Consider the following 24,070-nt stretch of genomic DNA (forward strand, 5'->3'; position numbering starts at 1 on the left):
CTGTCCACTTCTTCGAAAAAAGAAAACCTTACATCTATTCATTCTAAAAGGGCTATGCTGAAAAATCCTTCAAAAATTATTACTCTTAAATCTTTTTTCTCTCGGCTGTTTTCTAAAGAGAAGCTAGAGGATAATTTTTATGATGCAATTAAAAAGCTAAAATCTAACAGTAAAAAAATGACGTTAGAAGAAAAAAAGATTTTTATGAATCTTCTGAAATTTGGTCATAAAACTGTAGAAGATGTAATGATCCCTAGATCTGATATTAAGGCAGTAAAATTAACTGCCAGTATAGATGAGTTAAGCCAAATGCTTAATAGCAGAATACCTAATACTAGAACATTAGTTTATGATGAAACTCTGGATAATATAGTTGGCTTTATTCATATAAAAGATTTGTTCAAGATACTTGTTACTAAGCAACTTATTACAAATCAAGAATTGCAGCTAAAAAAAATAATTCGTAAACCTATCATCTCTGCTCATTCAATGAAATTGATAGATTTACTAGCAAAAATGCGAAGAGATCGTGTACAGATATCGATAGTTGTGGATGAGTATGGTGGAACTGACGGTATTGTAACCATGGAAGATATTATGGAGGAGATAGTTGGCAGAATAAATGATGAGCATGATAAGAAATCAGATAATGATAGTTTCAGAATTATCAATAATAATACTATTTTATCAAATGCTCGAGTGAAAGTTGAGGATCTTGAATCAGCTCTAGGTGTGAAACTAAAACTCCAAAATGATGAATTCGATACAATTGGTGGTCTAGTCTTAGCAAAAGTAGGTAATGTCCCTTTGGTTGGTACTAAAATTGATATTGAGCAGCAGGTTGAACTTGAAGTGATTGATGCAAGCCCAAGATCACTTAAGCAAGTTAAGCTGCGGTTAAAAAATGGTACAATATTACATGATAATACCTTATGATTATTACAACTAATTTGGCCATGAGCTATGGTGCAAAAATATTATTTACCGACGTAAATGTTCATATCAAAAATGGTAATAGATATGGGCTTGTTGGGGCAAATGGTGCTGGTAAATCCACGTTCTTTAAGATTTTGCTTCAAGAGGAAGAGGCTAGTATCGGAGAATTTACCTATGTCAAAAATGCACGTATAGGATGTTTAAAGCAGGATCAATTTCTTTATGAAAATACCTCAATTATTAATACCGTTATTGCCGGTAGAAGTGAATTATGGCAAGCACTGCAAGAAAAAGAAAAATTATTAGCAATTGATCAATGTGATGAGGAAATCGGTTATCGATTAGGTGAGTTGGAACAAATTATAGCTGACAATGATGGATATATATCAGAAATTTTTGCAGTTGAGTTACTGCTTGGTTTAGGAATACAAGAAAAATATCATCTTCAGCCTTTATCCGTTCTATCCGGCGGCTATAAACTTAGGGTACTCTTAGCCCAAAGTTTATTCAATAATCCTGATATATTGTTACTTGATGAGCCAACAAACCATCTTGATATAGTCTCAATTTATTGGCTAGAAAATTATCTAAAACAGAAATTCAAAGGTGCTTTGGTATTTATTTCACACGATCTTGTTTTTCTTAATAATATTTCTACACATATTCTTGATATAGATTATGGTACTATCAAGATTTATACTGGTAATTATGATATTTTTGTTCGTGATAAACAGTTGGTTACCGAACAAAAGCTTAAAGAATTTTCTCATTTAGAGAAAAAAATTGCTACTATGCAGAGTTTCGTTGACCGGTTTAGAGCGTTGGCTACTAGGGCTAGGCAAGCTGCATCACGAGAAAAACAAATAGAAAAAATGGAATTACCTGACATCCAAGAAAGTTCGCGTGTTAGTCCATATTTTAATTTTAAGCAAAAAAGACCATCTGGAAAATTAGTGTTAAAAGTTCAGGGTATTTCTAAAAGCTACGAGGATAAAAAAATATTAAATAATGTGAATTTTACTGTCTCACGTGGAGAAAAAATTATTATTATTGGTCCAAATGGTATTGGTAAATCCACTTTGCTTAAGATTCTTATTAATAAAATTTCTGCTGATTTAGGAAGTTATGAATGGGGTTACGAAACACAAGTTTCTTATTTTGCTCAGGATCATCATGAATTACTAAATGAAAGTATGAGTGTTATTGATTGGTTATCCGACCAAATACCTACTGAAAGTGATAATGTGCTACGTAATGTACTAGGTCAATTATTATTCCGTAAAGATGAAGTAAGTAAGAATATTCTAAATTTAAGTGGAGGGGAAGGAGCACGTTTATTACTAGCAAAAATTATATTGGAAGAAAGTAATATATTGATATTAGATGAGCCAACTAACCACTTAGATATTGAATCTAAGGATATGTTAAAAAAAGCTCTAATTAACTATCAAGGAACTCTAATATTAGTAACTCATGATCGAGATTTTGCTAGCAATATAGCCACAAGGGTTATTGCTCTATCCCACCGAACTATCACTGATTTTAAAGGTAAATATCAGGAATATTTGCATAAATATGGTAATGATTATTTGGATAGTAGTTGGGTGTTGGCAAATAAGAGAGTGAAATAGTATAGTAAACTCAGGTTACTTTAGCAATTGCCTTTAATATAAGGAAAAATGCATTCTTAAAGCGGCTAACGCGAATGCATTTTAAACCTTTCTAAAGCTAAAAACATGATTTTAAAAGGTTAAAATCATGTTTTTAGCAAAATATTAATTTAACAATCAGATGCAGAGCCGTCTCAAATCTGATTGTTTCCATAATTTCACCGAATTTGGGATAAGAATTGATAAATTCTTATCCCAAATTCGCGTAATTGGAGATAATTATGATAGAAAATACTGAACTATTGAAAGAGTTTGTGGTTAAATGTTTAGAAGAAAAAAAAGCAGAAGATATAATAGTAATAGATATAAGACAAAAAACTACATTAGCTGAATATATTATTTTTGCAAGCGGGCGTTCAACTAAAAATGTTGGAGCAATTGCTGAATATTTAGCTTTAGAGTTAAAACATCAAGCTAATATCGATACTAATATTGAAGGACTTAGAACATCTGAATGGGTATTAATAGATGCTGGAAATATATTAGTTAATATTTTCTATCCAGAAACTAGAGAATATTTTAAGTTGGAAGAGATGTGGAGCAAAAAATAAATTAAAAATATTAGATTTTTTACTGAAAACTACTTAGTGTATTTAAAAAATAATGTATTAATACTTCTAGGGAAAAGGTGTAAATGGAAGAGCATATTCTTATCAATATTATAATTTTAATAGGAACAGCTGTATTTGTTGTAGCAATACTGAAACGCCTTAATCTAAGCCCAGTTTTGGGTTATTTAATTGCAGGAGCGGTAATTGGAGACCATGGATTTAAGATTGTAACATATGATCAAACAAAATTACTAGGAGAATTAGGAGTAGTTTTTTTACTTTTTGCTATAGGTTTAGAATTATCTTTTGAAAGATTAAAGGTAATGAGGCGGTATGTATTTGGTCTTGGCTCACTACAAGTGTTAACTACAGCTATAGTAATTGCTGCCGCTGTTGTACTAATCAGCGGTAATAGTAGTGCTGCAATTATTATTGGAGGTGGTCTTGCTTTATCCTCAACTGCCCTTGTTATGCAAGTTATTGAGGAAAGCCGTAGCCAATCAACTCAACTAGGTCGTATATCCCTAGCTATCTTGTTATTACAAGATTTAGCAGTTGTGCCATTGCTAGTTATGGTACCACTATTTGCTAGCAATAGTAAAGATTCGTTAGCGATAGCTCTAGGAACAGCTTTACTTAAGGCTATCATAGCACTACTTGCAATATTTGTTGCAGGTAGAGTGTTACTAAGACCTTTATTTGGGTTAATTTCATCGGACAATGGCGATATAAACGAGCTACCAATTTCCATGACTCTATTGGTAGTTCTATCTGCAGCTTGGGCCACGCAATATTTTGGTTTATCACTTGCTTTAGGAGCTTTTGTTGCAGGTGTTTTGGTTGCAGAAACAGAATTTCGGTTGCAAGCTGAAGAAAGTATATACCCTTTCAAAAGCTTATTGCTAGGACTATTTTTTATGAGCGTTGGAATGAATATTGACGCTCAAGAAATATACGCTCAAATATCAACTATACTAACTTGTTCTATTGCCTTGATTGTAGTAAAAGCACTAATTATTGCCGCCTCTTGCATTTTATTTGGTTTTAATAAAGGAGTAGCCTTGCATGCAGGTTTATTATTATCACAAGGTGGAGAATTTGCTTTTATCTTATTCGGTCTTGGTAAAGAAACTCAGGTTATTAGAGAGAGTACGGCTAATGTTCTGTTATTAGTGGTGACATGTACTATGGCATTAACTCCATTACTGGCAATTTTAGGAAGAAAACTTGCTGAAAGACTTGATAAACAACTTGGCAAGACTCCAATACAAATTATAGAACTTGGAGCAAGAGATTTAACAAATCATATAATAATTGCCGGTTTTGGTAGCGTTGGTAGAATGGTAGCATTAGTACTGGAAGCTGAAGGAATCAATTATATAGCACTAGATGTTAATGACGAGATTGTAAAAGCAGAAACAGCTAATGGCTTTCCAGTTTTTAAAGGAGATGTATCACAGATTGATACGCTAAAAGCTGTGGGAGCAGAAAGGATTTTAACTCTAGTACTTACAATGAATAATAGTGTTACTATCAAAAAATCTCTTCGAACAATTTCAAGTCATTTTCCAGATCTTGAAGTTATTGTAAGATTAAAGAATCTAGAAAAGGCTAGAGAATTTTATGATGCTGGAGCAACAACAATCATACCAGAAAATTATGAGACGGGGTTACAGCTTGGTGGAACAATTTTAAAATTTATTGGTCTTAGTGAATATGAAATAAATCGTATCAAAGGGCAATTTAGATCAGGTAATTATGTAATAGCTAAACGAGATGATGCTTTGCGTGAATTAGAAGAGAATGATTAAAAATAACCATGGCAATCAAGTTACTAAAGCAACAGTCATATATTTTGATTATAATCTTGACCATTACACCTTTACTAACGACAGCTGATAATCAGAAATTGCCGATACCTAGATTTGCCTCAATAAAGGCTAATGAGGTAAATGCTAGAGTTGGTCCTTCGATAAAGACACCTATAGAATGGGTATTTGTTAAAAAAGGTGAACCAATAGAAATTATTGCAGAATATGAACAATGGAGGCAAATTCGTGATATAAAAGGAGAAGGAGGCTGGGTACATTCAAGTGTATTGTCCGGTAAAAGATCGGTGATTGTGGTAAGTTCCAAGTTAGTAGCTCTGACTCGAGCAGCTAATGATCAACATAAAATTGTTGCAAAAGTAAGTAATTATGTCCGTTGCCTACTTAATAAATGCAAACAAGATTATTGTCAGGTGTGCTGCAAGAATTATACTGGATGGCTACCTAAAACAGTATTGTGGGGAGTATATAAGGATGAATAATATATACTCTTGCCTCTACTGCAAATCCTTGCTCTGTGTCTTATATCTTAATTAGGTTTTAGTGTGACTAGGTTAGGACTCTAGTCACATTACAATTTTTTTCAAAAGGGGTCAAAAGCATATTGCAATCTACACTTTAAAATTATTCAGGCAAGATTCTCCCAAAGATTATTAAATTGATACATCTATACAAATGTATGATAAGGATTGGTTTATAACAATTCTTATGTCACTTTTGGTTCTAAAATCATCCACTAGGCTGAGCCATTCAAGACTAGTAGTAATTTTTTCGGATATATCAAACGGGAGTATTCTAGTAAGCTACTTTATCTCTTGAAATCATAGCAGTATAATAGACTTCTTTCGAAACTCTACTTCTGCTGGTGATTTGTACGTCGATGCGGTACTCGAATCCTCACGTACATTAGAGTACGATGCGGTTCTGCGTTCCGCGTCTCCTTCAAATCCCTCAGCATAAGCGAGTTTCGAAAGAAGTCTATTATACCATTTCCAAAAACTAATCATCATGTCGTTGTACTTCATAATCTCCGCTCCTCACGTACTAGTTATACGTTCCGGTGTTCGACACTCGTACTCCGAGTAGCAATTTAGTTTTGGGAAATGGTATTACTCAAACATAGTTCTTTTTGTAAATTTTTCCATAAAAACTGATCTGATTGAACTAATTTAATCAATTTATCTAGGGCTACTTTATCTTCATTACCATTTCCATGGATTAGTACTATGTCACCATCTTTAACTGTCTCATGTTCAGGAAGCCTATGTATCCACGCACTTGCACCTAATTGTATTAGCCCATAAGAAGTTAATATATCTAATATTTCTTGACTGGCTACTAACCCAGGAAATCTAAAAAATAGAGATGGTAATTCGCCCATTTCAATTAACAAGTGTTCGGTTTGTAATATTTCATTTTCTATATCAGTATTTGGCAGTAATAAAAAATTGTCTGTAAAATCTTTATCAGGGTAGAAAATATGACTAAAACTATGATTAACCCACGTGATTTTTATATTTTGGGTTGGAAGAGTTTGTAACCACATAAAATCTTCTAGATGAGTTGCTATCCATAAACCACTTACAGCTATTAATAGGTTTATTTCTTGACTTCTTTTAGCAGTTTTTAAAATTGCATCAAATAAATTATGTTCTAACATTTTTATTGATGGACACATATCTATGGATAAAAAACATCCTTTGACTCCTGGAATATTCTTGAGACCTTGATTCTCTCTACTATCTTTTATATTATTAAAATAATACAATGATCTATAGTATACAGAAGATTCAAGTTCCTTTAATGAGAAATATCTTCCATCTTGATCACTCTTACGGTAAGCACATAAGTTCTGAGCGACTATCTTAATTTCTAGAGTATTAATATTAACTATTACAAAATAGTCCTCATTACTCCTTTTAAATGACCGAATTACAATAAATGACTGATTATTAAATATGCATGGTATATGAGATGTTTTTTTGTAATTAAAGATTAACTTATTTGTTTGTTGCATAAACCTCTTTTTCTTATTACATATTGGAAATTAGGTACAAACTTATAACACCCAAACCTCACTGTTTCATGACTTAGTATAATCCCATGATAGACTATATGTTCCTGAATATCACGATAACTGTTATTGAACCTATGATATAACCATACTGCATGACTGATAATACTAACTGGAAAACGATATCTCTTTGGAGGTTTATTGATGTACATAAATATAAGTAATAGATTACGTGATTATTATGAAACCATTCTATAAATATATACTATCTATTATACAATCCAAATTATTTTTTAGCTTAACTTGACGATGCCATTATGAATGTTTACAAAAATTTTCAAATAACTGCTTGCATAAAGTGAGAATGTAGTATATGTTGCTGCAGCAATAAAAACCGTATTAAACGGTTTATAGTAAAAATAGAGTATATATGCTAAAATCTGTAGAAACAAACAACATAAATCTAACAAATTATCTAATGACAAAAGATAATGTAAATATAAAGAATGCTAATACACCATTGAGCCTAAATACCATAAATATCCATAACAAATATATAAAAGTTAAAATAACAACAGTAGATTTATTGTTCTCAACACAAAAGCAGAATAGAGGTATTCTAAATATTCTATTAACTAATCAACAAGTATATATATCATACATAATAAAAAACAAGACAAACTCCTTATTTAAAACAGTAAGTGATAGCCTTCCTTAATAACTCTTTTAAAACAAGAGGTAAAGGTACGGAAGAATCGTGACCAATATCCCGAAGTTTTATCAAACAAATTCTTCAAAGAAAATAATATACACAATCTAAATTATTAACACATTAAACTTGAGGTTTTACATGAATTTATCTAATCTTCTTATTTGGCTCTCTCCTTTGGTGAGTGGTATTAACTCTGTTTATGGTTTCAGAAATACTAATGAAATAGATGCAAATGGCACATCATTCGTAACTTACGATAATAATGATATTTTAGACTCATTTAACACTAAAACACCTTTTGATTTACTTGAGCAAGAAAAAATTGATCCGTATTTTACAGAAAAACTAGAATCTAAAACAGTACCTATAGAGAAACATTTTGTCCCAAAATTATTTAGAACCATGGATGCAAAAATATCTGACGATAACACTCCATATTTTCAGATAAAGCATCCTTTAAACATGAGCTTAACTCTCAAAGGCTTTACTGCTGATCAGATATTAAAGGTTAAGGCCAGTATTCGTGAATCTATTGCAATATTTGACAGCACAATTGGAATAATACCATCTGAAATGGAACACAAATGTACTCTTACCAAGTGGGATGCTCCTCATGGATACATAGCGGGACAGTATATGCCTGGAGGTAACGATCCAGAAAATCCCAATATTATACGATGTGCAATGACAGCTATAATAGGAACACCAGAAGAGTATGATGGTAGTGTTGTGGTACATGAAGTAGCTCATGCCATTCAATATTATAACACTGATGGTAAAGGGATAAGGACGTTATTATCTGAAGGAATTGCAGCATTTGTTCAACGTAATAATGACAATTCTAAACATTTGATTAATTCAGCTCGCTCTCTTTTTGATAACAAGGCATTGCAAAATTATAATGACGATCAAGTTCTAGAGAACTCTATTGGACGATATACAATAGGACCCGTTATAATAAAGTATTATCAAGAATATACACCAAGAACAATAAGAAACTTTTTGGAATGTCGGAAAAATAAAGAAGAACCACAATGTGTAGCTACACACTTAAAACCATACTTTGATGTATCAAAGTTCAAAAAATGGCTAAGTGATAGTGCAGATCCTGCAGCAGCACAGGATACACCCTTTGTTATTATATGCAACCCTAACAGTTCAAAATATGAAATATCATCTTGCGATTCAGGTACAGTGAAATGGGCTGAGGAAGAATTTAATAACCATACCGCAATGTATCAGAGAGTCCAAGGTTGCTTCCCTCATAAACAAAAACATATACCTTCAGATAGTGATATTATAGTCTATTATGATAACTACAAAATATCCTATAATATTAAGGCAGGAGCATCGCTTACTACAATCCAGCAGAGTTCTGCTACAACATATAATTGTGGTACCCATTGGGGAGATTGGCTCTTAGAACTAATAGATAGAATGGAAGATGCTATAAGTGATGACAAGAGTTGTGTCTCAATACAACAAGAGATAGGTCAGACTATAATTAAGAATATGCAGAGATGTCATGCTACTAATAGTGTACAGCCTACTACAACTGTACAGCCTACAAGTGTAGCATCTACTACAACTCCTTATCATATAGATAAAATATTACTAATAAAATGTGATTCTTCTGACTCAGTATGTGTAGTATTTCATTGCAATACACTTAATGGTCTGAATATAGTAGATTCTTATATTAGAGATCATTGTCGATCAATGCCAGTTACAACTCATAATCATCAGGATAATAATATTGCAGTTACTATAGTCAAAGATGACAACGCTATTCAAAGTGTATTGACGGCTGGGGTGATTGGTTAATGCAACAAATTCAAGGTTCTACTATACAGAGCCTGTTTGCTAATAGAGATATTCCTCATGGTTGTAGAAGTACAACAACTACTACTCCATCTACTCATACTGAAGATAATAACACTGAAGAATCAACAAGCTCTTCTATACCATTAGCTATAGTTGGAACAGGAATAGCAGTAACCACACTAATAGCAATCACAATATATGCTATAAAAAAAATTAAGAGTGGTGGTAGTTCAATTGGTCAGCAAGAAAACTCAATTGTTGAGATGACTATGTCAGCACTTGGTAAAATATTTTCACATCACAATGATGAACCTCTTTCTGCAATACCTGATCAGCCAAAAGCGATACATATAATAACAAAGCAAGATATTAAATCACCTAATCTAAATACGACGACACTCTCGCCAACAATAACTCTTATTAATATATTTGGTACTGAGAATTCAGCAGCAGAGCCATTATTAGGAATAGACGAGCATATATATTATGAGATACCATTTGAATCACCGTTATTAGGTCAGCAGGCATAGTCAAGTTAAGTTGAGAAATAATGAAGAACTTGTCAATGTAAATATAGAAAAAATAGCTTCCATGGGGAACATACTCTTCTGCTTTGAAGAATTGGTTTTTGCAAATATACTGTTCGTAAATGAAGAGTTGGTAGACGAAGGTCAACTTCAAGAAGAGCTAGGAGTGTCAAAGTCGAGCAGCGGAGCGTACATTAGTACGTGAGCAGCGGAGATCTTTAGACACGACGACGCCAATTCTTGAAGTTCATCGAGTATACTTGCGGGGTATAGTCAATTCGATATAAGAATTGTTAATTTTTATATCGCATTGAGATAAATCCAATTCTCCAAATCATTCGAGTATACACGTAATAAAACCTTGATTGCAAAGGCAGCCCTATAGTACCATACATTTTTTATATAACCACTATTAAAATGGCTACTGATCGTCTATTAGCGAGGAGACGCTGAAAGCGGCGACGCGGCAATCTAGGATACGCGAAGCGTTACTCTAAAAAAACAGCTTCGCTGTTTACCTAGATCGCTACGGCATCTAAAGAGCCTTGCTATGACGATTATAGAAAAATGTAGGGTACTATGAGGCAGCCCCTACACCACATGGAATGTTGAACTAGGATATAATACTCCTATACTAAGCAAAGCATGTGAACTTAGGGTTTACTTGGTTTTTGTTGGGGTATTTTGATCAGTCTGTCGATCTAGCTGTTGATTTGACTGTTCTTGTTTCAAAAGCTTACTTTTCTCCTCTATTGAGTTAAGAAAGAAATAAGTAAACGTTAGAAACCCGACCAAAAGCGGGATAACGACAAATATAATTGCCTTTAATTTTCTAGCCGATTCTTCACGATCCAAGCGGCTTTCTCTTTCTTCTTCTGTTTCTTCAATCTTTTCTGTTTCAACATTTAATTCGTTAGTAATAATTTCTGAATTTAAATTGTCTTTTAACATTTGTATAACCTATTAATTCTATAGTTAAGAAAGATTTTAATAAACCCTAGCATAGTTGTTTGAGTCTTACAAGTAATAATATAAAATTAATTTATAAATATCTAAAAAAATCGTTAAATCATTAAAATAATAATAATTAAGTTAATTTAAGTAATTATTTTACAACACAAGGTATTTGTGATAAAATTTTATGAGTTGATAAATCCAGTATGTTCATAATTGTATTTGGTAACAAACCTAAATAAATTATTGCTACACAAAGCGGCATAATTGCAAGTATCTCATAAAGATATAGATCTTTAAAACTTATAACCTGATTATTAGTAATTTGTCCTAGCATTACTTCCTTATAAAGTTTTAGCATATAAACAGCTCCAAGAATAATGCCAACACTACTTATAATAGCTGCTACTACATTAGCTTGATAAATACCTACCAAACTTAAAAATTCTCCTATAAAACCGCTAGTGCCTGGTAAACCTATAGAGCCAAGCATGGCAATCATGAAAAAGGTGGCGAGTATTGGCATTTTATTTGCCACTCCACCATATTTGTCTATCTCCTTAGTATGCAATCTATCATACAAAGTACCAATTATCAAAAACAAAGCAGATGCCACAGTGCCATGACTAATCATTTGATATATGGCTCCCTTAATCCCAGCTTCTGTTAAGCTAAAAATTCCTCCAGTCACATAGCCCATATGAGCTATCGATGAATAAGCTATCATCTTTTTCATGTCTCTTTGAGTCAGTGCTACTAGTGAACCATATATTACAGCAAAAATACTCAGCACTAATACATAAAATACAAATTCTTTTGATATATTTGGAAACATTGGTAATGATACACGTAAAAACCCATATGCTCCAAGTTTTAACAATATACCAGCCAAAATGACAGATCCAGCAGTTGGTGCTTGTACGTGTGCATCAGGAAGCCACGTATGGAACGGCAGCATAGGAACTTTCACTGCGAAGGCTATAAAGATTGCCCACCATAAAACCCTCTGCACCGGTAATGTTAATGAAGGTACTAATTCGTTTAGATTAAGCATATTAAAACTATGAACTTGGCTATAAATATATATGAGTGACAATAAGAAAAATACCGACCCCAAAAAAGTATAGAGGAAGAATTTTACGGCAGCATAAACTTTATTTTCACCTCCCCAAATTCCTATAATTATATACATAGGGATCAATATTACTTCAAAAAATAAGTAAAATAATAGTAAATTCATTGAGCAGAAAGCCCCAATGCAAAAAGACTCAATTAATAAAAAACAAAATAAGAATTCTTTGATATATTTTTTGACGGTAAATAAGCTAGCTATAATACAGATAAGGGTTAAAAAGCTTGTCAGAACAACAAAAAATATTGAAATTCCGTCAACTCCAATGTGGAATTCAAGACCTATAGATTGAATCCAACTATAACATTCTACAAATTGATAAAGTTTTGATGTATTATCAAATTGAACTAATAAATAAATAGTAGATATTAGGGTTAGGATAGAGCTTAAAACTGCGACATACATCGCATAAACTTGTTTATTTTGGGCTTGCTTATTTACTGACTTACTTTGGTTGATAAATAGCAGAATATATAATGCACTTACTAAAGGCAAAAAAATACTTATTGATAAGATCGGTAACCCGGACATTTTAAGCTCTAATAATCAAATTACGCGAATTTGGAATAAGAATTTGTCAATTCTTATCCCAAATTCGGTGAAATTATCGAAACAATCAGATTTGAGACGGCTCTGCATCTGATTGTTAAACTAATATTTTGCTAAAAACATGATTTTAAAAGATTAAAATCATGTTTTTAGCTTTAGAAAGGTTTAAAATGCATTCGCGTTAGCCGCTTTAAGAATGCATTTTTCCTTATATTAAAGCCAATTAGGGATAAAAATTAACTAATTCTTATCCCTAATTGGGGTAAATTAACTCCGATAACTTTAGCGTTTATTAGAATATACAAAACTAATATCTCTTGAACCACGCTCAATTGCTGCTGCTACCTTTAGAGTATTATATTCATCAAGGGCTTTTCCTATTACTTGCATGCCAAGAGGCAACCCCCTAGAAGATAATGCAGCAGGTACAGAGCAACAAGGAAGACCGGCAAGACTAGCTGGAATAGTAAATAAATCGTTTAAATACATTGTCATAGGATTATCTTGTTTCTCACCTAAGTTAAAAGCTTCGGATGGTGCAGATGGCAAAATTATTGCTTCAACTTGTGCAAAAGCTTTCTTGAAATCATCTGAAATCAAGCGTCTTATTTTTTGGGCTTTTAAGTAATAAGCATCCATAAAAGCAGATGAAAGTAAATAAGTACCAATCATAATACGTCTTTTAACTTCAGCACCAAAGCCAGCAGTCCTTGTTTTTTCATACATTTCCTCAATGGATATTCCCTCATTTCCTACCCTAATTCCATATCTTATACCATCATATCTAGATAAATTAGATGAGGTTTCAGCAGGTGCTATAACGTAATATGCAGCTAGAGCATATTTAGAATAGGGTAATGAAATATCAATAATTTCTGCCCCATCATTTTTTAGAATATCAATAGTATGCTGCCACATCTTAATAATATCCGGTTGTATACCATCTTGTTTCATAATATCAAATGGTACACCTATTTTCATGTTTTTTGCACTACTATTACATGCTGATCTTAGCTCTAGTACCTCAGAGTTTATAGAAGTAGAATCATTTTCATCAAAACCAATCATGGCTTGTAGCATTAAAGCAGTATCTTCAACAGTTCTTGTAAGTACTCCAGCTTGGTCAAGCGAACTGGCAAAAGCAATCATACCATATCTAGAACAGCGACCATATGTTGGTTTGAAGCCAACAAGCCCAGTATAACTAGCGGGCTGGCGAACAGAACCTCCTGTATCACTTCCAAGAGCTGCCATAGCTAAAAAGCTACTGACAGCAGCTGACGAGCCTCCAGAAGATCCACCAGGGACTACCGGAGTTGTAGGTGCATCTACCGCTTTCCAAGGACTAATAACGTTACCAAAATAGCTAGTAATATTAGCCGATCCCATGGCAAACTCATCCATATTAGCCTTACCAAGCATTATTGTGCCATGATCTCGAACATTTTTACTTACAGTAGATTCATATGTTGGGACAAAGTTGCTGAGTATTTTTGAGGCGGCAGTAGTCAGTACTCCTTTTGTACAAAAAAGATCTTTTACAGCAATAGGAATTCCTTCTAAGGGTCTTGCTATTCCATTATGATAATTTTGATCAGCAATTTTAGATTGCTCTAAAGCAATATCTGTAGTTTCAGTAATATAAGCATTTAACTCTTTATGTTTGTCCATTTCTTTAATATGTGCTTTAGTCAGCTCAACACACGAAAATTCTTTATTTTTTAAGGCTTTAAGGGCTTGTGTGATGGTTAATTTTATAATTTCTGACATATTTTACTCTACTACTTTTGGGACAACAAAACATTTTACTTCTTTGGCAAGTTCTGCCTTATCATTAGGCACATTAGCAAATAATTCATCAGAAATGTCACCATACAATACTTGGTCTTTTCGCATTCTTTGGTGCATATCACAAACAGAAGTAAGTGGTTCAACGTTACTACAGTCTACATCGTTTAAAATGTTGATCATATTCATCATCTCAGTTAATTGATGGGCAAAACTGCTTATCTCTTTTTGGGTAAAATTAAACCTAGCAAGTTTTGCTATTTTTTGTACTTCTTCATTTGTAATCATTATATACCTTCAAATATTATAGTCATTATAGCATGAAATATGTCTGCACTAATAGTTTATGGCTATTTTATGAAAAAATATACCTAAGTCATTTAGGTGGCATCTCTTTAAGGAATGACACCTATTTTTAGACTTAAATAGTCAGTATTTCTTGTTCTTTTTGTTTAACATGCAAGTCTACTTTATTACTATACTCATCAGTTAATTTTTGGATTTCTTCTGATAGGTTATGTTGTTCATCTTCAGTTATGATACTGTTTTTTTCTAACTTTTTTAAATCTTCATTACCATCCCTTCTTATATTACGCAAGGCAATTTTAGTATTCTCTCCATATTTGTGAGCAAACTTAACAAGCTCTTTGCGGCGTTCTTCAGTAAGTAGCGGTATTGTGATTCTTATTAGCTGTCCATCTGATGAGGGGTTTAGACCCAAATTTGTATCCATAATAGCTTTTTCTACAAATTTTACTATAGATTTATCCCACACCTGTACAGTAATAGTCCGTGCATCTGGAGTTGAGAGACTTGCTACTTGCGACAATGGTACTTTATCTCCATATGCTTCAACCAATACAGGGTCAAGTAAGTTAACTGAAGCTCGACTAGTCCTGAGTCCCTTAAGTTCGTGATCTAATACCCTTATCGAACTATCCATTTTTGATTGTAATTCTTTACGTATAGTTGCTTTATCCATACTTTACTCACCTTCTTGAATTTTTGTATATTCACCTTTTCCTTGCAGTACTTTTGCAAAATTACCTTTCTCTTTAATAGAAAATACCTTAATTGGCAAGTTGTTTTCTCTAGCCACAGCAATAGCAGCAATATCCATAACTTGTAAATTATCTTTTAAAAGATTAGTATAACTTATAGTAGAATATTTCACTGCATTAAGGTTCTTTGTCGGATCTGCATTATATACACCATTAACCTTAGTACCTTTTAGTAATAAATCACAGCTCATTTCAATTGCTCTTAAAACAGCTGCACTATCAGTAGTACAAAATGGATTACCAGTACCGCCGGCAAAAATTACTACTCTACCTTTTTCTATATGTTTTTTTGCTTTACGACGTATATAAGGCTCACAAACGCTCATCATAGGGATTGCAGAAAGGACTCTAGTATGAACACCCAAACTTTCCATAATATTTTGTAGAGTAAGTGCGTTTATTACCGTACCAAGCATGCCAATATAATCACCAGCAGCTCTTTCCATGCCAAATAAGACATCAGTGCCACGATAAATATTGCCACCGCCAACGACCACACATACTTCTATTCCAAGATCAATTGCTTCCTTTATATCTTCAGCAATTCCTAGGATTATAGAGTATTCATGACCAAATTGTTTGTTGCCCATTAAGGCTTCGCCAGAAACTTTTAATAGGACTCGTTTATATTGCAAAGAGGACATAAATTAAACTCTTGGTTTTATAAATTTTCTATGTAAACCCTAAATACACTCTCGATGTACCCCAATTCGGGATAAGAATTTGTCAATTCTTATCCCGAATTCGCATGATGTCATTCCCGCGAAGGCAGAAATCTATAGTATTTAATAGCCTTTTAGGCTATTTTGATCCCTATTTCAAGAGTAGTTTGCTAAGTTTATTTTAGTTAACATAGTATCTGCCCTTTTTTCAAATGCATCAACCATTTTTTCAGTAGCATCAGTAAAAAATATATTAACTAACTGGTCAACTATTGCAAATTTCATCTTAAAATCAATAAAGAACTCTATCTTACTACCAGTATCTTCTTTAGAAAATTGCCATAAGTTTTTTAAATATTTAAATGGTCCAGAAACTGCTTCTACTTCAATAGAATAGCTTTGTTTCGTTAAATCATTTGAGTATATAATTTTTGATTGATATTTGTCTGTGAAACCTTTCAACTGAATTACTAATTCAGCTATAATTTGATTCTCGCTCTCCGAGATAATTCTAGCAGCCTTACACCATGGCAAAAATTCAGGATATGACTTTACATCAAGAACTAAGTAATATAATTCTTGTGCATTATATGGTAGAACTTTGATTTGATGAAAACTTGGCATAAATTTTTTAAAAATCAGTTACCCTACCTTTATGCTGCCAATCTCCGTGGATAGTGGGTTCTTGACCCTTGAAACCACCTATTTCCTTTGGCTTTTCTTTTTTATCTTCTAATAGACTTCCTGCATAAGTCAATCTAGTTGGTAATTTTGTCGTCGAAACTGGTCTTGCTCCGTAACAATCGTCTATTGTATACCCTTCGCCTTTCAAGTGTTGGCGTTGTGGCACGATGGGACTTCGCGTAGGAATAACGGTTTGACTACGCTCCGTTCGCTCGCCACTTGTACGCCTAGCCAACTCTTGAAATTCATCTGGTATACTGCTTACGGTATACGGCTTCGTTTCTTCTAAAAATCCCGGGGCTATCTTTGACTTATGCAGAAAGTCTATTATAGTATCTTTTTTGTTATCCATAAATGTACCTAAAATTATGAAATTTTCTCGTCTTCACAGAATATATACCAATATCAAACTAATTGAAAACTATTCGTTAAATCTTGCAGAAGATCATAGTCACTACCTTAAAACAGTATTACGACTAAAGGTTGGCGATCATTTTAGAATTTTTAACGGCACAGATGGTGAGTTTATAGCACAAATTACTGGTATGACAAAAAATAATTTACATGTTGGACTTACTAATATTTTAAGAAAAGCAACAGTTGAACCTGAACTTACTTTAGGAATATCCATTATTAAAAGTGATAGAATGTTGGATGCCATAGATATGGCTGTACAGCTTGGGGTAACAAAAATTATTCCACTAATAGCAGAAAGATCTCAATTTCGCACTGTTAATACTCAAAGATTGATGAAATGTATTATCGAATCTACAGAGCAGTCCGAACGTTTAATACCCTGCATTCTTATGCCAGTAGTATCACTTAGTCTTTTCCTAGAACAAACTCTAGGTAGTTCTATAATATATGCCAATGAAAATGAAGATGAAGATGAAAATAATACTTTATTAAAAATCATGCCTATATACTCATCAGATATTTCGGCAAATCTTTCAGTTGTTGTTGGTCCAGAAGGTGGTTTTTCACAAAATGAACTCCAAATTCTTTCATTAAGACCCAATACTTTATCAATAAGTCTAGGGTCAAATATCCTCCGAACTGAAACGGCCGTAGCAACATGTCTAGCACAAATTAAATTACTCACAGCTAGTTGCGTTGCAACTAAACCAATCCTCCTAAATTGACTAATAGTAATGGTGATAGCCTGATGTCTTTATCAAACTCAGGTTATTTCAGTTGATATTTAATAGTAACATTTAAAGTTCCTCCACCAACTATTCCCACACAAGTATTAATATTATTTTTACCATTTTGTAAATGTGGCATAAGATTAAGTTGTGCTAGGTCATTAGCTCTACCTATGTCGGATGCTTTTACAAAATTGCCATTTTTAGAAATGTAAACATTACAGTGAGTACGGTCAGCATTGTAATTTCTACATTCCATAGAGTTAAAGTTATCAGGGTCAGTATGAATAAGCTGATTATTAACTTTAATCATTATGTAATCGTCATAATATGAGCCAGTACCACCTATGGTGAAAGAGCTTAGCATGTTAGTATTTGGTATATCAAACTCATAATTTACGCAATAAAATGTATTAACAGCATGTGCTGCAGAATCGTATGAACCACCAAGTACAAAAGTTCCAACCTTAGTGGCATTATCATAACTATTTTTAACAGGAAAATCTTTTTTATCGCTTGCATATTTAAAATTAAGACCAGTATTCTCTTTACATCCTACACCATCCGGTAAGCCTTCAAAGGCCACTGTTTTAGTATCGATATTTGATAGACAATAACGTTGTAGTGGTTTATTCGGATCAATTAGTACCCAACCAGGTTTACAAGTACCTAGTGCCAAATCACCTATTTTTGTGTCAGGATCACCTATTTCTGTACTAGACCATGTTGCGTTACCACTGGCATTAGTCGGGGTGGTAATTGCTTGACATTTAGGGGCAGGAACTGAAGTACAAAAACCTAATTCTTGTGGGGTTTTATCTCGGATTGCAGCAGTCTTTTCAATAGAAGTACCATCCTGATAAACAAGAGTACCATTCTTCTTATTGACAAAAATACCATTTTCATTGACAATAACATCATCCTTATCTACAGGGATCCCATCTTTATCGACAAAAGCACCATTCTTATCAATAAGAACACCATCCTTATTAAAAGTAGCAGTGTAATACTTTCCATCAGTGTTTATTGTAGGGCCTAGTGACGGGGAAGGATCGATTCTATTATTACTATCTACAGACACTTTACATACTTCAACATCTGGCTTACGATTATTTTTATAACAATACGCAGAGTTAGCACATTTATAAATCGTAATACCCTTTGTCTTAAGATCATCTATAGTCTCCGCAGAATTACAACCAGTATGAGTATCCTGACAGATTTGCAGGCCTAGGTATTGCATACTTTTTGTCTTAAATTTTGAGCAATCAACTGTATCTGATTCAAGTAGTTTTGCTAGTACACAGTTAGTATTATTTACTCCCGGAACACATTTGTCTATATCTTTTAATTGTAAACAGCCATGCGTTGCACCTTGAATATATTTACCATTTATATATTCAAGACCCTTTAAATATACCACACCTGTAGTAGGAATTCCTTTAACATCATAAGGGGTCTTGTCGTCTTTATAGTTACCATATATAGTTAAAGGATTCATAGATTTTTTGCCAGAAAATGGCATAGCAGTATATATAGTTGGGGGGGTATTAGAAATATATGCCATGAAGGAAGTAAAATTAAATCCTGCTAAATTTATTATTTCTTCTGTCTTATTGGCTATTGGTATTGGATTACTAGCAGATAACGGTGTAATAACAGTACTAGTTGAATCAACAATATTCCCTTTATCGTCTGACACTCGTATTGACGCAATAAATTGAGGGTTATAATAGCTATTATTATGGCAAGTAATTCTAGGAAATCCTTCACACTGGTAGGTTAGGATTTGGTAACCATCTGTTACCCTGTCTTCACAACCAACCAAGCTATCTCCTTCTGCTACACAAATAGATTTTGGATCACGACTAAGATGAGGGTTTAAGGTAGTATTTCTAGTAATTGAAGCAACAAAAGACCTGTCATCAACATTATCTCTGAGCTTAAAGGTTTTCTTGAGCGGTAGTAAACTTGTACCATCTTGACCTTGTATACTAGGAAATGCAAGATTAACATCAATAAACTCGCCAATATTTATGCCCCATATTTCTTGACAAGTAATCTTACCATTTGCTCCTTCGCTATCACAATCAGGTAAATCATCAACATAGTAACTACTTGGTGTAGAGATATCACCTACTTTTTGTGCGTAGACTATCCTAAATCCATCTTCGCAACCATTCTCAGTAATACTACATTTAAAGTCAATTTTCGTGTTAACGCAAAGTTTTGTATCACCAGCTGAGCATTTTTTTATTGCATCGCGTTGAGCGGTAGCAATATGAATTCCTTTAGCTGAAGAAAATGGATCAAGATTGTTTATTCTTACACATTTATCGGTTTTTTGAGGATCTTCATTTTTACAAAGAGGCACAAGATTGTCTAAACTAACACGTACGACATTATGAATAAGATTATTTCTTAATTTAGATACTACGCATGGTGCATCTGAAGATTGAACAAATAAACCATTTTTCTTTTTACTGCATACAAGCTTTGTAGTGGGAGTAATAATGAATTGTTCTAATTTAGGGCAATATGGTGGTGGAAAAGGACCAAATGGTAATTCAACGCAACCAAATTGGTAGTCATCAACAGAACGATTTAGTGCACCAAGTGCTTCTACTATTTTTTTTGCCACCTCATACATCCATTGTTGTTCAAAAATATATCCTATCCATTTAACTATTTCTTTTATAACATCAAGACCTGGTGTATTGTCAGAAGCAATCATGTCTAATAACTTACCTAATAGTACTGATATACTCATACTAGACTTAATGTCTATTAAAAACTTTAGAATTTTTGCAAAAGGGTGTAACTCATCTGTTTTATGAAGAGGTTGTCTTATTGGATTCCAGTCCATCGGATCTAAGTGAACTCCGGTAGCTGAAACAAGATTTACCAAGCCAGGATCACTATATGCGCATAGCTTTGGTCTATTAAACGGTTTTCCGTCATCTCCAACAATCGGTTTTCCATCATCTCCAATAATCGGTTTATCATCTTCTGTAGAGCCAACATCATTCAAATGTTTTCCAGGTGTATAACCAGGGTCTGCTGGCGTTCCTTTACTATTCAAGGCTGTTGGTGCAACTGCAGGAACAGCAACCCTAGCACAAATTCTGAGTAAGGGTAGGGCATAAGCCCCAGGCCATATTACACATTCACCATCCCAATTCAAAGTAGTGGATTGATTCCAGCATGCAAATGCATTACAACTTTGAGTTCTTATACGAATCTTTGGTGCAAAATAGGAACTTTCTGTGGTATGTTCTGCACAGTGATGAAGATAAAATCCAATAAAATTCTCAGGAGGGTTAAATTGAATCAAGCAATTATCTGTATCACGTCCATCCCGCTTATTCCATGGTGGGCACATAGGATTTGGCTCTATTCCTTTTCTTGCGCTAGTTCCGTTCCATATTTCATCTATCGTGTCATAACCACAATTGCAAGGGTTACTGAGACATTGTGCAACTCCATCCCAAAATGATGCATAACTCTTGCTAGAGTAAATCAACAAAAAAAATGCTAGATAATATTTTTTTAGCACCAAACTCCTCTTACAACTAAATATGATTTAATGCTATATACAAAGGATTAATCCAATTATCAGGATGTCCTGGATATTGTTGTAATATTTCTTGATATATTTTCAATTCCTCGGTTCTACAGGATAGAATCTTGATAATGCCAATTAAACTTCCTATACTTAACTCCAAAGCAATAGATTGATTATTTTGATTTATTAAGAACATTCTAGAAGCAATTGTAAATTTCGATAATTTATTTATTTCTGATTCATTTAATCCTAAAATTTGTTCTAAATACTGTAATTTTATTTCTGATGGTAAAATTATTTTAGTGTCTGTTAAATCCAACCAATTCTGTAGCACCTTTGTTTTTATCGACTGTAGATAACTAAAATTAAAATTACTAACCATTATTCCATTATTACTCAGCAATCTATCAGAAATCATTTGTGATATGTTATCAAAATTTTCCGGTCTATACAAGGAATCTAGATTATCTATTACTAATATTTTTGGACTCTTCCCTATAATAGTTAAGTGATAATTAAAAGCATATATTAATCCTACACATAAACTATTATGCTTAGTCAAATTCATTGAAAAATCTTCTAGAAGTTTTCTATCTGTTGGATAAAAACGTTCTGTAAAAGACTTCTCAGAGAAAGGGTACAAATTAAATCCGATTATGCCACCTTCAGATAAAGGGAATTTATCACTATCAAATATACCATCATATAATCCTCCTTTTGTATAATCAGTCAACCTTAGTTTAATTAAATCTCCACCTTCTATAGAAAAGTCCATTGTTTTTAAAATGGAGGAAAAATTACGATCTTTATTATCTAAAGTCCAAATTTTATCAGCGAAGTTTTCTAGAAAAGCTAATTCTGCTTTGGTTAGAGGGTAAAAAGAATGATTACAAATTATCTTAAGAAATTCGGTAACGAAATGCCTTGACTCTAGAGTATCATCTAGTAGAAATGGATTTATTAGGTTCTTCTCCTTTTCAAACCACTGCCCTTCAATTGATTCAACAAAAATCTTTGAATTATTATTATTGGAAAGATATAATATTGTTGGCTTGTATTTAGTGGCTTCAGAAATTAAAAAATTTGTTAGTACAGTCTTACCAGTATTAGCTGTGCCAAAAATACAAGTATTCCCTCTATTATTACTTTTAGCATGAAAATTCATAAAGTAAGGAGTTCCTTTTTCTGTTCTAAGCAAAGTCACCGCTTTACCCCATATGTTATTTTGGCTTCCGGTCGGGAAATTATGTAATGAGGCCAAAGCGGCGGTATTTTCTATAATTGTGGGAGCGAGCCTCCTAACATAGGAAAAGTTCCCTGGGAGTTGTGCCCAAAATGTCTGCTCTAAGTTTATATCTTCTCGCACATGGACAATGCCAATTTTAGCAAGTTCCTTAGATGCTTGGGCAATTGATTGATCCAATTTTTCCAAGTCTGACCCTATAATAGCAATAGAAATTTGTTGTTTACAAAATTGGTTCGGGATTGAAGCATCAAGGTTCATTATTTTATCTATTCCTGTAATTTCAGCAAGTTTAGTATCCTTACTAACTTGTAAAATATATGCCTGTTGTTCAAATGTTTTAGATACTTCTTTTTTATCAACGAAGTAAAATATTTCTGTTGCTATTAATTCTACAGGTAATTGTAGGAATCCATCAAGTGCAGCTGATGATACTTCTTGATATTCCTTTATTGAAATAATGGATGCAAACTTTTTATCATGCCTACTTATTACTTCAATCTTATCGTTACCAACTGCATATTGATTAGAGGATAAAGCATTAGATAGATTTGCAATCGGTACTAGGCAATATTCTTCGTTGAAATGGATTATTCTACGATATAAAAACATCAGATCAGAGTAAGATTCTTCCCCTTCAAATCTTATTCCTAACTTTACTGCACCGAAATCTTGTAAATCCAAAAGTATTGTATCAACAGTGCTATTTAGTATTTCAAAAACACTACTTAAGTACTTATTTTGGAGACTGACAACTTTATCAAAAAACAAAGATGTTATTAAAGAGTTGAGATTTTTAACTTTAATTTCAGCAGAATCATAAATTATTGAGATATATAAGGTGTTAACAAATTTATCATCCCAGTAATTCTTTTTTTGCCATAAATTGTGAATATTAGCTGGTAACAATTTATTGTAAGGAGTTGGGTCATCTAAGTTTGTCTTACGTCGTACAGTATGTATCCAAAATGCAAAATTTTTATTACGAACATTTTTCTTAATCGCATTACGCACTACTTCTCGTAAATTGAATAACTTAGTGCTAATATTTTCTGCATTGATACCATTTATTTGGATAGTTTGGAGTAGTTCACCATTCTTAGTTAACAAAGTATTCTCATTATAATGACAAGCAATTGGAATGAAATCCTCTGCAGAATTATTATATAAATCCTTATCAACTTTTCTTGAGTTGCTAGCTATTTTGAACACCAATGATACCTA

22 protein-coding genes are annotated in these 24,070 nt (G+C 33.1%); 9 read left to right on the forward strand and 13 right to left on the reverse strand.

Going from position 1 to position 24,070, the window contains the following annotated elements; genetic code table 11:
• The 5 genes from ACFEL1_RS04195 (at window position 1) to ACFEL1_RS04215 (ending at window position 5,468) form a co-directional block, all read left to right on the forward strand.
• Window positions 1-936 carry a hemolysin family protein gene (locus ACFEL1_RS04195; RefSeq protein ID WP_375331542.1) on the forward strand — a complete coding sequence of 312 codons (936 nt, stop codon included), beginning with the start codon at window positions 1-3 and terminating at the stop codon, window positions 934-936.
• A complete protein-coding gene (locus ACFEL1_RS04200) occupies window positions 933-2,567 on the forward strand; it encodes an ABC-F family ATP-binding cassette domain-containing protein (protein ID WP_342278995.1) in 1,635 nt (544 codons plus the stop codon). The genes ACFEL1_RS04195 and ACFEL1_RS04200 overlap by 4 nt, the downstream gene beginning before the upstream one ends.
• A 260-nt stretch (window positions 2,568-2,827) precedes the next feature.
• Window positions 2,828-3,157 (forward strand): ribosome silencing factor, encoded by a 330-nt coding sequence (gene rsfS, locus ACFEL1_RS04205; RefSeq protein WP_342278996.1) that lies wholly within the window; start codon window positions 2,828-2,830, stop codon window positions 3,155-3,157.
• Between the two features lie 83 nt (window positions 3,158-3,240).
• The gene (locus ACFEL1_RS04210) at window positions 3,241-4,968 is read left to right on the forward strand and encodes a cation:proton antiporter (protein WP_341761868.1); all 1,728 of its coding nucleotides are present in this window, start codon (window positions 3,241-3,243) and stop codon (window positions 4,966-4,968) included.
• A gap of 8 nt (window positions 4,969-4,976) precedes the next feature.
• The gene (locus tag ACFEL1_RS04215; protein WP_341761867.1) at window positions 4,977-5,468 is read left to right on the forward strand and encodes an SH3 domain-containing protein; all 492 of its coding nucleotides are present in this window, start codon (window positions 4,977-4,979) and stop codon (window positions 5,466-5,468) included.
• A gap of 339 nt (window positions 5,469-5,807) precedes the next feature.
• Here ACFEL1_RS04215 and ACFEL1_RS04220 read toward each other — a convergent pair whose 3' ends face one another.
• The 3 genes from ACFEL1_RS04220 to ACFEL1_RS04230 all read right to left on the reverse strand — a co-directional run bounded on the left by ACFEL1_RS04220 (window position 5,808) and on the right by ACFEL1_RS04230 (window position 7,212).
• Window positions 5,808-6,011: a palindromic element RPE1 domain-containing protein gene (locus ACFEL1_RS04220; RefSeq protein ID WP_342278999.1), complete on the reverse strand. Its 204-nt coding sequence runs from the start codon at window positions 6,009-6,011 to the stop codon at window positions 5,808-5,810.
• Window positions 6,012-6,076: 65 nt separating this feature from the next.
• Window positions 6,077-7,003, reverse strand: coding sequence for a hypothetical protein (locus ACFEL1_RS04225; protein WP_341761865.1), 927 nt, complete (start codon window positions 7,001-7,003; stop codon window positions 6,077-6,079).
• Window positions 6,982-7,212, reverse strand: a complete 231-nt coding sequence (locus ACFEL1_RS04230) for a hypothetical protein (protein WP_375331513.1) — start codon at window positions 7,210-7,212, stop codon at window positions 6,982-6,984. Before ACFEL1_RS04230 ends, ACFEL1_RS04225 begins: the two co-directional genes overlap by 22 nt.
• Window positions 7,213-7,430: 218 nt before the next feature.
• Between ACFEL1_RS04230 and ACFEL1_RS04235 the strand changes: the two genes are divergently transcribed.
• The 3 genes from ACFEL1_RS04235 (at window position 7,431) to ACFEL1_RS04245 (ending at window position 10,066) form a co-directional block, all read left to right on the forward strand.
• Window positions 7,431-7,718 (forward strand): hypothetical protein, encoded by a 288-nt coding sequence (locus ACFEL1_RS04235; protein ID WP_341761864.1) that lies wholly within the window; start codon window positions 7,431-7,433, stop codon window positions 7,716-7,718.
• A 132-nt stretch (window positions 7,719-7,850) separates the two neighbouring features.
• Window positions 7,851-9,536: a hypothetical protein gene (locus tag ACFEL1_RS04240; protein ID WP_375331514.1), complete on the forward strand. Its 1,686-nt coding sequence runs from the start codon at window positions 7,851-7,853 to the stop codon at window positions 9,534-9,536.
• A complete protein-coding gene (locus ACFEL1_RS04245) occupies window positions 9,536-10,066 on the forward strand; it encodes a hypothetical protein (RefSeq protein ID WP_375330634.1) in 531 nt (176 codons plus the stop codon). The genes ACFEL1_RS04240 and ACFEL1_RS04245 overlap by 1 nt, the downstream gene beginning before the upstream one ends.
• 657 nt (window positions 10,067-10,723) lie before the next feature.
• Here ACFEL1_RS04245 and ACFEL1_RS04250 read toward each other — a convergent pair.
• From ACFEL1_RS04250 to ACFEL1_RS04285, 8 genes are all read right to left on the reverse strand, one after another.
• Entirely contained in the window at window positions 10,724-11,014 is a 291-nt protein-coding gene (locus ACFEL1_RS04250) for a hypothetical protein (RefSeq protein WP_342279002.1), read from the reverse strand.
• A 154-nt stretch (window positions 11,015-11,168) separates the two neighbouring features.
• On the reverse strand, window positions 11,169-12,680 hold the full coding sequence (locus ACFEL1_RS04255; RefSeq protein WP_375330635.1) for an NADH-quinone oxidoreductase subunit M: 1,512 nt from the start codon (window positions 12,678-12,680) through the stop codon (window positions 11,169-11,171).
• A 300-nt stretch (window positions 12,681-12,980) separates the two neighbouring features.
• Complete coding sequence (gene gatA / locus ACFEL1_RS04260; RefSeq protein ID WP_375330636.1) at window positions 12,981-14,468, reverse strand: Asp-tRNA(Asn)/Glu-tRNA(Gln) amidotransferase subunit GatA; 1,488 nt, start codon at window positions 14,466-14,468, stop codon at window positions 12,981-12,983.
• 3 nt (window positions 14,469-14,471) lie between these two features.
• Window positions 14,472-14,774, reverse strand: coding sequence for an Asp-tRNA(Asn)/Glu-tRNA(Gln) amidotransferase subunit GatC (gatC, locus tag ACFEL1_RS04265; protein ID WP_341751542.1), 303 nt, complete (start codon window positions 14,772-14,774; stop codon window positions 14,472-14,474).
• 133 nt (window positions 14,775-14,907) lie between these two features.
• Complete coding sequence (frr, locus tag ACFEL1_RS04270; RefSeq protein WP_341762670.1) at window positions 14,908-15,468, reverse strand: ribosome recycling factor; 561 nt, start codon at window positions 15,466-15,468, stop codon at window positions 14,908-14,910.
• A 3-nt stretch (window positions 15,469-15,471) separates the two neighbouring features.
• On the reverse strand, window positions 15,472-16,191 hold the full coding sequence (gene pyrH / locus ACFEL1_RS04275) for a UMP kinase (RefSeq protein ID WP_341751544.1): 720 nt from the start codon (window positions 16,189-16,191) through the stop codon (window positions 15,472-15,474).
• Window positions 16,192-16,365: 174 nt separating this feature from the next.
• Complete coding sequence (locus tag ACFEL1_RS04280) at window positions 16,366-16,833, reverse strand: type II toxin-antitoxin system RatA family toxin (RefSeq protein ID WP_375330637.1); 468 nt, start codon at window positions 16,831-16,833, stop codon at window positions 16,366-16,368.
• Window positions 16,834-16,840: 7 nt separating this feature from the next.
• Window positions 16,841-17,245 carry a DUF1674 domain-containing protein gene (locus ACFEL1_RS04285; RefSeq protein WP_375330638.1) on the reverse strand — a complete coding sequence of 135 codons (405 nt, stop codon included), beginning with the start codon at window positions 17,243-17,245 and terminating at the stop codon, window positions 16,841-16,843.
• A gap of 16 nt (window positions 17,246-17,261) precedes the next feature.
• Between ACFEL1_RS04285 and ACFEL1_RS04290 the strand changes: the two genes are divergently transcribed.
• Window positions 17,262-18,035, forward strand: a complete 774-nt coding sequence (locus ACFEL1_RS04290; protein WP_375330639.1) for a 16S rRNA (uracil(1498)-N(3))-methyltransferase — start codon at window positions 17,262-17,264, stop codon at window positions 18,033-18,035.
• A 43-nt stretch (window positions 18,036-18,078) separates the two neighbouring features.
• On the opposite strand, the gene ACFEL1_RS04295 is transcribed toward ACFEL1_RS04290, so the two are convergent.
• Window positions 18,079-21,594, reverse strand: coding sequence for a hypothetical protein (locus ACFEL1_RS04295; RefSeq protein WP_375330640.1), 3,516 nt, complete (start codon window positions 21,592-21,594; stop codon window positions 18,079-18,081).
• Window positions 21,595-21,610: 16 nt separating this feature from the next.
• Window positions 21,611-24,049, reverse strand: a complete 2,439-nt coding sequence (locus ACFEL1_RS04300; protein WP_375331543.1) for a VirB4 family type IV secretion/conjugal transfer ATPase — start codon at window positions 24,047-24,049, stop codon at window positions 21,611-21,613.
• Window positions 24,050-24,070: the final 21 nt, after the last annotated feature.

The organism is Candidatus Tisiphia endosymbiont of Oplodontha viridula (genome assembly GCF_964264865.1).
GTDB lineage: Bacteria > Pseudomonadota > Alphaproteobacteria > Rickettsiales > Rickettsiaceae > Tisiphia.

Bases quoted from the DNA above. Each gene is read 5' to 3' on its own strand.
- ACFEL1_RS04285 (WP_375330638.1), bottom strand. From the start codon at position 17,245: ATGGATAACAAAAAAGATACTATAATAGACTTTCTGCATAAGTCAAAG.
- ACFEL1_RS04245 (WP_375330634.1), top strand. From the start codon at position 9,536: ATGCAACAAATTCAAGGTTCTACTATACAGAGCCTGTTTGCTAATAGA.
- ACFEL1_RS04290 (WP_375330639.1), top strand. From the start codon at position 17,262: ATGAAATTTTCTCGTCTTCACAGAATATATACCAATATCAAACTAATT.
- ACFEL1_RS04280 (WP_375330637.1), bottom strand. From the start codon at position 16,833: ATGCCAAGTTTTCATCAAATCAAAGTTCTACCATATAATGCACAAGAA.
- gatA (WP_375330636.1), bottom strand. From the start codon at position 14,468: ATGTCAGAAATTATAAAATTAACCATCACACAAGCCCTTAAAGCCTTA.
- ACFEL1_RS04210 (WP_341761868.1), top strand. From the start codon at position 3,241: ATGGAAGAGCATATTCTTATCAATATTATAATTTTAATAGGAACAGCT.
- rsfS (WP_342278996.1), top strand. From the start codon at position 2,828: ATGATAGAAAATACTGAACTATTGAAAGAGTTTGTGGTTAAATGTTTA.
- ACFEL1_RS04235 (WP_341761864.1), top strand. From the start codon at position 7,431: ATGCTAAAATCTGTAGAAACAAACAACATAAATCTAACAAATTATCTA.
- ACFEL1_RS04255 (WP_375330635.1), bottom strand. From the start codon at position 12,680: ATGTCCGGGTTACCGATCTTATCAATAAGTATTTTTTTGCCTTTAGTA.
- ACFEL1_RS04230 (WP_375331513.1), bottom strand. From the start codon at position 7,212: ATGTACATCAATAAACCTCCAAAGAGATATCGTTTTCCAGTTAGTATT.
- pyrH (WP_341751544.1), bottom strand. From the start codon at position 16,191: ATGTCCTCTTTGCAATATAAACGAGTCCTATTAAAAGTTTCTGGCGAA.
- ACFEL1_RS04250 (WP_342279002.1), bottom strand. From the start codon at position 11,014: ATGTTAAAAGACAATTTAAATTCAGAAATTATTACTAACGAATTAAAT.
- ACFEL1_RS04220 (WP_342278999.1), bottom strand. From the start codon at position 6,011: ATGAAGTACAACGACATGATGATTAGTTTTTGGAAATGGTATAATAGA.
- ACFEL1_RS04225 (WP_341761865.1), bottom strand. From the start codon at position 7,003: ATGCAACAAACAAATAAGTTAATCTTTAATTACAAAAAAACATCTCAT.
- ACFEL1_RS04200 (WP_342278995.1), top strand. From the start codon at position 933: ATGATTATTACAACTAATTTGGCCATGAGCTATGGTGCAAAAATATTA.
- gatC (WP_341751542.1), bottom strand. From the start codon at position 14,774: ATGATTACAAATGAAGAAGTACAAAAAATAGCAAAACTTGCTAGGTTT.
- ACFEL1_RS04215 (WP_341761867.1), top strand. From the start codon at position 4,977: ATGGCAATCAAGTTACTAAAGCAACAGTCATATATTTTGATTATAATC.
- ACFEL1_RS04240 (WP_375331514.1), top strand. From the start codon at position 7,851: ATGAATTTATCTAATCTTCTTATTTGGCTCTCTCCTTTGGTGAGTGGT.
- frr (WP_341762670.1), bottom strand. From the start codon at position 15,468: ATGGATAAAGCAACTATACGTAAAGAATTACAATCAAAAATGGATAGT.